The sequence below is a fragment of the Nocardia aegles genome (genome assembly GCF_052545135.1).
This window is the reverse complement of sequence record NZ_JBQWRI010000003.1, coordinates 177,974-189,881: the sequence shown is the minus strand read 5'-3', so window position 1 is coordinate 189,881 and position 11,908 is coordinate 177,974. Positions and strand designations below refer to the sequence as shown.

Below are 11,908 nucleotides of genomic sequence, written 5' to 3'. Positions count from 1 at the left end.
CGGGTATCATCCGCCGCGATAGCTGATCGGTATGACCCGGTGGCCGCTCGTCGGTCACCGGGTCATCGTCTGACCATCGACCGAGGCTATGCGCGGCGTCGTCACGAACCCGTGCTGTGCCCGCAGCCCACAGCGAGAGGATGGATATGCACCACTTCGCTCGACGAACGGCTGGATTCACCGCAGTACTCGCCACGGCAGGGCTGGTCCTGGCCGGCTGCGGCAACGACGACAACAAAGGCGACAGCGCCAAGACCGGTATGGCCAGTATGACCGGTATGGTCACCTCGATCGCCAGCCCCACCACCAGCGCCGGGATGACCACACATACCGGAGCGAGCCCGACGAGCACCACGGGCGCGGCCGAGGCGACGACCAAGATCGCGACACCGGCGGGGGAGATCGCCGTCTCCGGCGACATCTACGACAAGTACGTGCAGCTCGGCGGCCCGAACGGTCCGCTCGGGCCGCCGCTGCAAGCCGCGGAGGACGCACCCGACGACGGCCACTATCAGGACTTCGCGGGCGGCACGATCTATCAGCCCAAGGAGGGCGAACCGCACGTCGTCTGGGGCGAGATCCGCAAGGCGTGGGAAGACAACGGCGGTGCGCAGGGGCCGCTCGGCTACCCGGTCAGCGATGAGAAGGACATCCCCGGCGGCAAGCAGAGCGACTTCACCGGCGGCACCATCACCTGGGTGAACGGTACTATCACCGTCACGCCGAAGTAGGAGCCATCTATCCGGCGTCCGGGATCGCGGTGCGGTCTCGGTTGTCTGTGAATCCCATCCATCCGTTCCCGCTCCGCGGGCCAAGCCGCTAGGTTGTCTCGGTGCAAACTCTCCTGACCGATCGCGAATTGCTCGAATCGCTCGCGGTGGACGTAGAACTGCTGCTGCGTAAGCACATGGATGTCGCCGACGGGTGGCAGCCGCACGACTTCGTGCCGTGGGACGACGGGCGCAACTTCGCCTTCCTCGACGGTACCGACTGGGCGGCGGAGCAGTCCGAGCTCAGCGAGACCGCCAAACTGGCATTGACCGTTTCGGTGCTGATCGCCGACAACCTGCCCTCGTATCACCGTGAGATCGGCAAGCACCTGCGCACCGGCGCGTGGTGGCGCTGGGTCGGCCGGTGGACGGCCGAGGAGAACCGCCACGAGATCACCATCCGCAACTATCTCGTGGTGACCAGGGCCGTCGATCCGGTGGAACTGGAGCGGTTGCGCATGGAGCACATGACCAAGGGGTTCCGCCGCCCGGCGATGCACTTGCTCGACGTGCTGGCGACCTCCGCGTTCGAGGAGGCGGCCAGCGCGCTGCGCCACCGCAACATCGCCGCGCTCGGCGAGAATCCCCTGGTCACCGCTATCGCTGAGCGCATCGCGCTGGACGACGAATTGCAGTCGGTGTTCTTCGCCGACCTGGTGGCCGCCGCGCTGGATCTGGCGCCGGACCAGACCGTGCGGGCCATCGCCGACCGGGTCGCGGGCTTCGAGGTCCCGACGGTGACGCTGCCGGACGGCCGCAGCAGTGACGTGGTGCTCGCCGAGGCGGGCGTCTACGACCGCGCCAAGGAGGGCGAGCTGGTCTTCGCCCCGTTGCTGAAACGATGGAACATCTTCAGCCGCACCGATTTCGGTCCGGACGGTGCGACCGCGCGCGACGAACTCGCGCATTTGCGCGACTGAGCCGTACCGCGGAAGCAGTGAACGAACGACGCCTCGGCAGCTCCGGCCACCGAGGCGGCGTTCGTTGCGGCGCCGCTCAGTCCGGCTTCTTCACCTTGGCCATGGCCAGCACGTCGAGGCGGCGGTCGAGTTCGTCCTCGGTCAGCTTCTCGTCCAGCAGGCCGCGGTCGACAACCGTCTGGCGGATGGTCTTCTTCTCCCTCAGCGCTTCCTTCGCGACCGCCGCCGCCTCCTCGTAGCCGATCGCCGAGTTCAGCGGCGTCACGATCGACGGGGAGGACTCGGCGAGCCTGCGCAGGTGCTCGACATTCGCGACCAGGCCGCGCACACACTTGTCGGCGAACAATCGGGAGACGTTGGCCAGCAGGCGGATCGACTCCAGCAGGTTGCGCGCCATCACCGGGATGTACACGTTCAGCTCGAAAGCGCCGTTCGCGCCGGCGAACGCCACCGCGGCGTCGTTGCCGATCACCTGCGCGCCGACCTGGGTCACCGCCTCGGGCAACACCGGGTTGACTTTGCCGGGCATGATCGAGCTGCCCGGTTGCAGATCCGGCAGCTGGATCTCGGCCAGTCCGGTGAGCGGGCCCGAGCCCATCCAGCGAATGTCGTTGGCGATCTTGGTCAGGCTGACCGCGATCGTGCGGAGCGCGCCGGACGCCTCGACCAGGCCGTCGCGCGCGGCCTGCGCCTCGAAGTGGTCCTCGGCTTCGCGCAACGCATCGATGTCGGTGGCGCGCACGAGTTCCGCGACGACCCGCGCGCCGAAGCCCTCGGGCGCGTTCAGGCCGGTGCCGACCGCCGTGCCGCCGATGGGTAGTTCGCCCAGCCGCGGCAGCGTCGCCATGATGCGGTCGATGCCCGCGGCCACCTGTCGGGTGTAGCCGCCGAATTCCTGGCCGAGGGTCACCGGGACGGCGTCCATCAGGTGGGTGCGGCCGGACTTCACCACGGTGCGCCATTCCGTCGACTTGTCCAGTAGCGCCAGCCGCAGATGCTCCAGCGCGGGAACCAGATCGGTGATCACCGCTTCAGTAGCGGCGAGATGCGTTGCGGTGGGGAAGGTGTCGTTGGACGACTGGGACATGTTCACGTCGTCGTTCGGGTGAACGGTGACACCCTTCGCCTCGGCCAGCGAGGCGATCACCTCGTTGGCGTTCATGTTCGAGCTGGTGCCGGAACCGGTTTGGAAGACGTCGATCGGGAACTGATCGTCGTGTTCGCCGCCCGCGATCTCCTGCGCCGCGGCGATGATGGCATCGGCCTTCACGGGATCGAGCAGCCCCAGGTCGCGGTTGACCGTGGCGCACGCGGCCTTCAGCAGGCCGAGCGCGCGAATCTGCGCGCGCTCCAAGCCGCGTCCGCTGATCGGGAAGTTCTCCACGGCCCGCTGGGTCTGCGCGCGCCACAGAGCGTTCACCGGAACCCGGACCTCGCCCATGGTGTCGTGCTCGATGCGGTACTGCGTCTCCTCGCTCATGGACCCGACCCTATGCCGCGGCAGCGGCCCATGGGGCAGCCACGCCTGAGGTCATTCGCACACCTCGGCAGCCTTCGCGTGGGAATAGGAACTGTCCTCCCAGGTGCCCGCCCCGTGGCCCGAAGCAGCGCCCGCGTCACCTACATGGGAGTACATCGGTCCGCAAAAGGGCACGGCGAAAGGGAACGAGCGGTGGCGGCCGAACACGGTACTCACCCGTCTCGACGCGAGTTGCCGCCCCGCCGCCCTGCTGCGCTGCCGCCCTGCCCTGCTGCGCTGCCGCCCTGCCCTGCTGCGCTGCCGCCCTGCCCTGCTGCGCTGCCGCCCTGCCCTGCTGCGCTGCCGCCCTGCCCTGCTGCGCTGCCGCCCTGCCCCGCCGCGCTGCCGCTTCGCCCCGCTGCCGCCCCGCCCCGCCGCGCTGCCGCTCTGGGGAGCGTCACCACCCGCCCGCTTGCGCACTGCGTGCACGTCACCCACACGGTGTCCGACCGCTGATCGTAGGCACAAACGCCGTACTCACCCCGCGCGTCGGGTGTCGCGGTTTCCAAATTGCGGGACCACCGCCCTCAGCCCCCGGTTTCGAGCGCAGCGAGACCGAGCCTGTTCCGTTCGCGGCCCGGCTCGCGTGTGCGCGGCCGCCGCGTCCGCGACGAAGTCGCCAGCGGTGGTCGCGCACACGCGAGCCACAAAGGGGCCGTGAACACCCAGCGCCGCAGGCGCTGGAAAAACAAACACAGCCGCGAACACCCAGCGCCGCAGGCGCTGGAAAAAAAATTACGGCAGCGGCGGGACCGCGTGTTCGTCGCCGATGAAATCGACCGAGGAGTATTCGCGCAGCTTGGTCAGGCGATGGTAGGCGTCGATCATGCGGACCGTGCCGGACTTCGAGCGCATCACGATCGACTGGGTGGACGCGCCGCCACCGTAGTAGCGCACGCCGCGCAGCAGGTCGCCGTCGGTCACGCCGGTGGCGCAGAAGAACACGTTCTCACCGGAGACGAGGTCCTCCGTGGTCAGCACGCGGTCGAGGTCGTGGCCCGCGTCGATGGCCTTCTGTCGTTCCTCGTCGTCTTTCGGTGCGAGCATGCCCTGCAGCTCGCCGCCCATGCAGCGCATCGCGGCGGCGGCGATGATGCCCTCCGGGGTACCGCCGATACCGACCAGGATGTCGGTGCCGGAGTCGGGACGGGCCGCGGCGATCGCGCCCGCGACGTCGCCGTCGGAGATCAGGCGGATGCGGGCGCCTGCCTCGCGCACCTGGTGGATGAGCTCGGCGTGCCGGGGACGGTCCAGGATGCAGACGGTCATGTCGGACTTCGAGGAGTGCTTGGCCTTGGCGACGCGGCGGATGTTCTCCGCGATCGGCGCCGAGATATCGATCACATCGGCGGCATCCGGGCCGACGGCGATCTTGTGCATGTAGAAAACCGCGGACGGATCGAACATCGCGCCGCGCTCGGCGACCGCGAGCACCGAGATCGCGCCGGGGACGCCTTTGGACATCAGCGTGGTGCCGTCGATCGGGTCCACCGCGAAGTCCACTTCGGGGCCGGTCCCGTCGCCGACGGCCTCGCCGTTGTACAGCATGGGCGCCTCGTCCTTCTCACCCTCGCCGATCACGACGGTGCCGCGCATGGACACCGAGCTGACCAGCTGCCGCATGGCGTCGACGGCGGCGCCGTCGCCCCCTTCCTTGTCACCGCGACCGACCCACCGGCCCGCGGCCATCGCCCCGGCCTCGGTCACGCGGACCAGCTCGAGTGCGAGGTTGCGGTCGGGCGCCTCGCGGCGGCTAGGTGTGGGGGAAGTTGCCGTCATTGCGGGGTGCCTCCTGTGCGTCGGGACGTACGGGTCGATTGTCGCATTCGATATGGCACGGCCGTACACCCCTGCTCGTGGTGTCGGGGTGCACGGGGCGGCGCCGCCGCACGAGTGGATACTGGGAGCGTGTCGTACCAAAAGCCGCGCATCTTGAACGACTACCGGGATCTGTTCTGGTCGTTGATCCCGTTGGTCCTGATCGCGCTGGTGTTCGCCGGGCTGGCCAGCCAGTGCAGTTTCGCCGCGAACGGTCCGACGCAGGGTCGGATCCCGCACTTCGACGCGCGCGCGGCGCTCACCGCCGACGCGCGTTCCCTGCCGTTCCCCATCCGCAACCCGGACCTGCCCGCGGACTGGACGCCGAATTCCGGCAGTCGCGAGTCCATCAGCGGCAACGGCGGCGGGCCGGTCAGCACGGTCGGCTACATCACGCCGCAGGGCACCTACATGCGGTTCACCCAGAGCAACGCCACCGAGGAGGCGCTGGCCAGGTTCGTGCTCGGGTCGCGTTACGCCGGCGGCACCGAGCAGGTCGGCGCGCAGAAGTGGATCGTCTACGCCGAGCAGGGCTCGGAGACCGCGTGGATCACCGACCTCGGTCAGTCCCGCGTGTTGATCACCGGCGCGGGCAACCACGCGGCGTTCACCACGCTCGCCGAGGCGATCACGGCGGCGCAACCACTGAAGCCCTGAAATCCGCTTGTCTTCGGCGGCGCGCGTTCGTTAGTTTTGCCGCGGCACGAGACACGTGCCGAACCGGTTTTCGGAGGTCGATGAATATGGCTGCCCCCAGCCGTCTTTCGCATGCCCTTCGCCGGTTCGCGCGCCACTGATTTTCCCGTAGACGCGGACCGGTCTTTCCTAGATGACCAGGAGTGTCACGTGTCTGTTTCCCTTTCCCCTGATCTGCGCACCGAACGGCTGATCCTGCGGTCGTGGACCGCAGGTGGGGCGGTCGCCGTGCTCGACGACCGCCGTGACGCCGCGTGGGCGGCGGATTTCCCGGCTGATGGCGATCGCGTCATCGCGGGCCTGCTCGCGGCGCATCCGGACTGGCTCGGGCCGTTCGGGCACCGGCTCGTCCTCGAGCGCTCGAGCGGGCTCGTCGTGGGATCGATCGGGCTGTTCTGGCCGCCCGCCGACGGCGACCTGGAGATCGGATACGGCATCGTCGCCTCGCGGCGCGGTCGCGGTTACGCCACCGAGGCCACCGTCGCCCTCACGGCGCACGCGTTCACCGCGCCGGGCGTTCGCGCGGTGCACGCCGATGTGGAACTGTCCAATCCGCCGTCGGTGCGGGTGCTGGAGAAAGCCGGATTCGAGCGGGTGAGCAGCGCGGACGGCATCGCACGGTTCCGCGCCGCGGCCACGTCGCGCTGACGACGCCGGGGGCCGTCGTCAGCGGTGGCTCCACCACCTAGCCCAGGTCCAGGCGCGGCGGCTGGTCATTCCCGCCGCTCCAGGTCGGTGCGGTGCAGCGCGTCCTCCACACGCTTGCGCGCACCCGCGAGATGTTCTTCGCAGCGGTTGGCCAGCGCCTCGCCGCGCTCCCACAGTGCGAGGGATTCGTCCAGGTCGAGGCCGCCTTGTTCGAGGATCTTGACGACGTTGACGAGTTCGTCCCGCGCGCGTTCGTAGCCGAAGCCGGCGATCTCGGCGGCGTCGTCGGCCGCGTCGGCGCCCGTCCCGTCGGTTCCCGTGGACTTGCCGGACTCGGCCACGTCAGTTCCTCCCTGTGTCGGTGTTCTTCGCGCCGAGGGCCTGGGTGCCGAGCGCGGCGGCCGTGATGGCCCCGTCGGCGACCCGGATGCGCAGTTGGCTGCCCGCGGGCGCGTCCTCGATCGAACGCACTACCTCGCGTTCCCGGCCGGTGACCCGCTGTACGACAGCGTAGCCACGGGCCAGCGTGGCGGCCGGGCCGACGGCGGTGAGTTTCTCGCGCAGATGCCGGGTGGCCGTGGCTTCGGTGCGGAGGAGCTGCTCGGCGCAGCGGTGCGCGGCCGTGCGTAGGCGTTCGACTTCTTCGCGGCGGCGATCGACCTCGCGCAGCGGGTCGGCCAGCACCGGCCGCGAGCGCAGCTGAGCGAGCGCTTTGGTCTCCCGGTCGACCCAGCCCCGCAGGGCGGCGGCGGTGCGCTCGCGCAATTCCCGGACGCAGGCCAGTTCGGTGGCGGCATCCGGGACGATCCGTTTGGCGGCGTCGGTCGGCGTGGCCGCACGCAGATCGGCGACGAAGTCACTGAGCGGATTGTCCGGCTCGTGGCCGATCGCGCTTACGATCGGCGTGGTCGCGGCCACGATGGCGCGGCAGAGCGCCTCGTCGGAGAACGGCAGCAGGTCCTCCACGCTGCCGCCCCCGCGGGCGAGCACGATCACCTCGACGTCCGGATGCCGATCGAGTTCGGCCAGCGCCGTGAGCATCTGTGCCACCGCGGTCGGTCCTTGCACGGCGGTGTTGCGGATTTCGAAACGCACCGCGGGCCAGCGATTGCGGGCGACGCTCAGCACATCGCGTTCGGCGGCGCTCGCGCGGCCGGTGATGAGGCCGATGGTTCCGGGCAGGAAGGGGATCGGGCGCTTGAGCCGGGGATCGAACAGGCCCTCGGCGTCCAGCAGCGCCTTCAGCCGTTCGATCCGGGCCAGCAGTTCACCGATGCCCACCGGTCGGATCTCCAGCACGCGCAGCGAGATCGTGCCGCGCCCGGTGAAGAAGGAGAGCTTGCCGTAGACGACCACCCGGCTGCCCTCGTGCAGGGGAACAGGGGAATTTCGGATGAGGTCGGGATCGCAGGTCACCGACAGCGACATGTCGGCGGACGGGTCGCGCAGCACCAGGAACGCGGTGCGCGTGCCCGGACGAAGATTGATCTGGGTGATCTGGCCCTCCACCCAGATGCTGCCGAGCCGGTCGATCCACTGGGCGACCTTGATGGCGACCGAACGCACCGGCCACGGGTGCTCGGCGGAGTTGGCCGGTGCGCCGGCGGGTTGACCGGAGTTCTCCCGGCCGGCCGTCGGCGTCGAAGGTGTCCGGGGTTCGGTCACTGGGCCTGCACAGTGGCGATCCGGTTCGTGAGCATGGTCACGAACGGCGCCCTGGCGCGGGTGTGCTGCTCGTACTCCAGCAGCGCGGTGAGGTCGTCGATCGTCAGCAGGCGCAGGCGGGCGCGCAACTGGGCCAGGGTCATATTGGCGTAGTCGTAGCGGGCGGCGACTTCCGGTTCGGCGATGACCGGCGCTTCCGCGGCGGGCTCGGGATCGGTGTCCCGGTCCGGCTCTTCGGCCGGTTGTTCGCCGATCGGCGTCACCGAGGCGACATGACCGTTGGTCGCACCGGTGTGGGTCTCGTCCGTGGCCGCGGGTTCGCGCGCGGGGGGCGGCGCGGAATCATCGGGGGTGTAAAGATCGAATCGGCTGGTGCGCAGCGTGCTGGGGTTGGGTTCGTCGGCGAGATCCTCGTCGAAGGTGGCCCACTCCGGCTGCTCGACCGGGCGGTTGGACAAACGATCGAAAACCGCGTCGCCCTTCAGGGCCAGACTGGTGACGAACTGCTGGACGTGCATCGTCGTCTGCAGTACCTGACTGATGGCCGTGATCGGGAAATTCATTGCCGCCGTTGGTAGCCGGCGGGATTCCTCGAAGGCGTATACGGCCGCGCCTGCGGCGACCCGGGCCAGAAAGGGTGGTCGAAGCATGGTCCTAGCCTGCCCGAAATGGTGTGGTATGCAAAGGAGGGGCGCGCGCCGTCCGGCCATCCACCGGCAGCGGCGCACCGCCGATCGGCGGGTATCGCGTGGCGGAGTGCTCATAGTGCGGAGAATAGACCCCGGCGGGGGTGTCCGAGGCAATCGCGGCGCTCGATCGTCGGCGAGGGCGTGCCGTCTTCCCGCAGCTTCGGGGGTGGCTCCTGCGTGGGATGACGGGCAACTCCCGCACGTGGCGTGATCCCGGGTCGCACGTATCCTGTGGGCATGTCTTCGGCCATTCCCTTGAACGTCGGAATCGCCCGCTCGGCAGGCGCCGGAAGCGGCCTTGCCGACGGCGGAAAACGTGTGCTGCTCGCGGAGCCGCGCGGGTACTGCGCCGGCGTGGACCGGGCGGTCGAAACCGTGGAGAAGGCGCTGGAGAAGCACGGTGCGCCCATCTACGTGCGCAAGGAAATCGTGCACAACCGGCATGTCGTGGAGACGCTGCGCGAGCGCGGCGTGATCTTCGTCGACGAGACCGACCAGGTCCCCGAGGGCGCGGTCGTCGTGTTCTCCGCGCACGGCGTGTCCCCCGCGGTGCACGCGTCGGCCGCCGCGCGCAGCCTGCACACCATCGATGCCACCTGCCCGCTGGTGACCAAGGTGCACCAGGAGGCGAAGCGGTTCGCCCGTGACGACTACGACATCCTGCTGATCGGTCACGAGGGCCACGAGGAGGTCGAGGGCACCGCGGGTGAGGCGCCCGAGCACGTCCAGCTCGTCGACGGGCCGGGCGCGGTGGACCAGGTCAGCGTGCGCGACGAGTCGAAGGTGATCTGGCTTTCGCAGACCACGTTGAGCGTGGACGAGACGATGGAGACGGTGCAGCGGCTGCGCGAGCGCTTCCCCGCCCTGCAGGATCCGCCGAGCGACGACATCTGCTACGCCACGCAGAACCGCCAGGTCGCGGTCAAGGCGATGGCGCCGGAATGTGATCTGGTGATCGTGGTCGGCTCCCGCAACTCGTCGAACTCGGTGCGTCTGGTGGAGGTGGCGCTCGGTGCGGGCGCCAAGGCCGCGCACCTGGTGGACTTCGCACGCGAGATCGACCCGGCCTGGCTCGACGGCGTTCGCACGATCGGCATCACCTCGGGCGCCTCGGTGCCCGAGATCCTGGTCCGCGGCGTGCTGGACATGCTGGCCGAGCACGGTTACGGCGACGTCCAGCCGGTCACCACGGCCAACGAAACCCTCGTCTTCGCCCTTCCCCGCGAGCTGCGCGACGCCCGGCGCTGAGGCCCGGTCCGCCGCTGTCGCGACCCTACAGGTTCTCCGGCCTGCGCCGTTCCGGGCGGTTCGAATCGCGTTCCCGATAGCGCACATTCGGCTGGGGATGCGGCGGCGCATCACGGCGGCGGCTCGCGCCGCGCGAAGGTTCACCTTCGGGCCGCGGCATGGCGGCGGTCGGGCGGGTGGCGCCCCGGGCAGTAGCCCGTCCTTCCCGCGGCCGGGACGGAGCGATGCGCGGCGGGGTATCGGCGACTTGCGCCGCCGTGCGGCGGGCCGGCCGCGCAGCGGGCTGGTCCGCGTCGGCCGACGCCGGCTCGGCGGGCTCGTCCTTCGGGCGGCGGGGTGTGCGGCGCGCCGCGTCCGCGGGGCCGCGCGAGGAACGGCCGGGCCTGCTCTTCTTCGCGGGCGATTTGCTCGCCTCGGCGCCCCGGCGTGGCGACAGCGGCTTGTCTGCTCCTTCTTCCCGGCGATGCTGGTAGATCCGGGCGCCACCGATCAGCAGGACGATCACCGTGGCCAGCGCCATCGTCGGGAACCGGTTCACCAGCGGGATCGCCAGGTTGAGCAGGATGTCCTTGATCGAGGTCGTATCACGGCCGGTGAGCTGCTGATAGGCCAGCGGAACAGCGACGAAGAGCAGCAGTGGCGGCAGCACCATCGTGCTGAACAAGCCCCGGTAGCGGACGGCGGCGACGGCGGCCACACAGCCCACGACGTACAGCGCGGCGAACGTGCCGGTCAGCTCGGCACTGCCGCCGCCGGCATCGATCAGAAATCCCAGAAACGTGCAGGCAACCGCGATCAGGATCGCCGCGCCGACCGGGATCCCCGGCACCGACGGCAGGATCGAGCGTTGCGGCGCGGGCACCCGGGATCGCACACGTTCGGAAGCAGCCACGACATGCACACTAGTTGCCGCCACTCGCGGCGGCGTGGCGGCACGGCCATACTCCCGGTTACTCGCCACTCCCGGTTACTCGCCCGTGTCGGCGAAGCTCACCGCGCGAGGCCCCGAATCCACGCGCCCGATCTCGGGCACTTCCTGCACGGCTATCTCCCGCTCGTGTAGTTCGCGCGGTGACCATCACCCGGGACTCCACTGATGCCAGGGTGTAGTCGAAAGCCTCGACGGCCCTGCCGAGTTGCGCTCTCAGCCGGTCCAGGGTGTTTCCCGTCCTTCGAGCCGGTGGTCCAGCTCGCGGCCGAGACGCTGCACGGTAGCTATGTCCTTGGGAAGGGTCTCTTTGCCGCCGGGCGAAGGCGATGGTGCGCAGCGACGCCGTCGGGATGGTCGCAGTAGCGAGGATCACAGTGCGGCTGAACGGGTCCTCCAGCAGCTCGGAGTCGGTGGTCAGGGCGGCGTTCAGGCATGGATCGCCGGGCACGGACGGCACCACGAATGCCGGCGCTGGGTCGCCGGCGGCCCAGCGCGCATGGTCGGACAAGTCGTCGAAATGTGCCCGCGGATGTCGGGCGTGCCTGATGAGCAGCTCGCCGCGCATATCGGGGGTTGTCGGTGTCGCAGGCGTCCGGGTAGGCGGCGAACGGCACCTCGGCGTCCACCACGAGGTGCCTGCCGCACCACCAGACCGGGTAGCACCGTGCGGTCGTCCTCGCCACGACCGGTACGGCTCACTTGGGTCTGGAAATCGCAATACCCGGTCGTCCGCGCCGGCTCGACCAACGAGCCGTGCCCCGCGCGTTGCCCGGCCCGCGCCGCGCGGCCCAGCCCGGCCGCGGCGGAAACGGCGGCGACCACCAGCGTCAAGGCGACGAGCATCGATGCGGTCATAGCGCGGATAGTGCCGTACGTCACCGACAAGAACGAGCATTCGGCAACTGCCCGGCATCGGGTCGGAAACCGGCTGGGCCGGTGCGTTGCCGCGTATCCCGCATACCCGTTCGGCTTCTGGCATCCGGATCGGCCCACGTCACGGGGTT

Annotated in this window: 12 protein-coding genes; 5 read left to right on the top strand and 7 right to left on the bottom strand. The window is 69.6% G+C overall.

What is annotated here, in order from left to right:
• The first annotated feature begins 146 nt into the window (after positions 1–146).
• A complete protein-coding gene (locus ACT89H_RS10860) occupies positions 147–731 on the top strand; it encodes an LGFP repeat-containing protein (protein WP_445108431.1) in 585 nt (194 codons plus the stop codon).
• Positions 732–832: 101 nt separating this feature from the next.
• On the top strand, positions 833–1,690 hold the full coding sequence (locus ACT89H_RS10855; RefSeq protein ID WP_445108430.1) for an acyl-ACP desaturase: 858 nt from the start codon (positions 833–835) through the stop codon (positions 1,688–1,690).
• A 76-nt stretch (positions 1,691–1,766) separates the two neighbouring features.
• Here ACT89H_RS10855 and ACT89H_RS10850 read toward each other — a convergent pair whose 3' ends face one another.
• Positions 1,767–3,170 carry a class II fumarate hydratase gene (locus ACT89H_RS10850; protein WP_445108429.1) on the bottom strand — a complete coding sequence of 468 codons (1,404 nt, stop codon included), beginning with the start codon at positions 3,168–3,170 and terminating at the stop codon, positions 1,767–1,769.
• A gap of 774 nt (positions 3,171–3,944) precedes the next feature.
• Positions 3,945–4,988: a class II fructose-bisphosphatase gene (gene glpX, locus ACT89H_RS10845; protein WP_445108428.1), complete on the bottom strand. Its 1,044-nt coding sequence runs from the start codon at positions 4,986–4,988 to the stop codon at positions 3,945–3,947.
• A gap of 129 nt (positions 4,989–5,117) precedes the next feature.
• On the opposite strand from glpX, the gene ACT89H_RS10840 reads away from it, so the two are divergent.
• Positions 5,118–5,684 carry a DUF4245 domain-containing protein gene (locus tag ACT89H_RS10840; RefSeq protein WP_445108427.1) on the top strand — a complete coding sequence of 189 codons (567 nt, stop codon included), beginning with the start codon at positions 5,118–5,120 and terminating at the stop codon, positions 5,682–5,684.
• A 189-nt stretch (positions 5,685–5,873) separates the two neighbouring features.
• The gene (locus tag ACT89H_RS10835; RefSeq protein WP_445108426.1) at positions 5,874–6,371 is read left to right on the top strand and encodes a GNAT family N-acetyltransferase; all 498 of its coding nucleotides are present in this window, start codon (positions 5,874–5,876) and stop codon (positions 6,369–6,371) included.
• 65 nt (positions 6,372–6,436) lie between these two features.
• On the opposite strand, the gene ACT89H_RS10830 is transcribed toward ACT89H_RS10835, so the two are convergent.
• From ACT89H_RS10830 to ACT89H_RS10820, 3 genes are read right to left on the bottom strand one after another with little or no spacing between them, the layout of a single operon-like run.
• On the bottom strand, positions 6,437–6,712 hold the full coding sequence (locus ACT89H_RS10830; protein WP_445108425.1) for an exodeoxyribonuclease VII small subunit: 276 nt from the start codon (positions 6,710–6,712) through the stop codon (positions 6,437–6,439).
• A gap of 1 nt (position 6,713) precedes the next feature.
• Positions 6,714–8,036 carry an exodeoxyribonuclease VII large subunit gene (gene xseA, locus ACT89H_RS10825; protein WP_445108424.1) on the bottom strand — a complete coding sequence of 441 codons (1,323 nt, stop codon included), beginning with the start codon at positions 8,034–8,036 and terminating at the stop codon, positions 6,714–6,716.
• Positions 8,033–8,686: a lipid droplet-associated protein gene (locus tag ACT89H_RS10820; RefSeq protein ID WP_445108423.1), complete on the bottom strand. Its 654-nt coding sequence runs from the start codon at positions 8,684–8,686 to the stop codon at positions 8,033–8,035. The genes xseA and ACT89H_RS10820 overlap by 4 nt, the downstream gene beginning before the upstream one ends.
• A 276-nt stretch (positions 8,687–8,962) precedes the next feature.
• Here ACT89H_RS10820 and ACT89H_RS10815 point away from each other — a divergent pair, with 276 nt between their 5' ends.
• Positions 8,963–9,973: a 4-hydroxy-3-methylbut-2-enyl diphosphate reductase gene (locus tag ACT89H_RS10815; protein ID WP_445108422.1), complete on the top strand. Its 1,011-nt coding sequence runs from the start codon at positions 8,963–8,965 to the stop codon at positions 9,971–9,973.
• Between the two features lie 25 nt (positions 9,974–9,998).
• Here ACT89H_RS10815 and ACT89H_RS10810 read toward each other — a convergent pair whose 3' ends face one another.
• Both ACT89H_RS10810 and rmuC read right to left on the bottom strand, forming a co-directional pair.
• Positions 9,999–10,865, bottom strand: coding sequence for a DUF6542 domain-containing protein (locus tag ACT89H_RS10810; RefSeq protein ID WP_445108421.1), 867 nt, complete (start codon positions 10,863–10,865; stop codon positions 9,999–10,001).
• A gap of 58 nt (positions 10,866–10,923) precedes the next feature.
• Positions 10,924–11,469: a DNA recombination protein RmuC gene (gene rmuC, locus ACT89H_RS10805; RefSeq protein ID WP_445108420.1), complete on the bottom strand. Its 546-nt coding sequence runs from the start codon at positions 11,467–11,469 to the stop codon at positions 10,924–10,926.
• Positions 11,470–11,908: the final 439 nt, after the last annotated feature.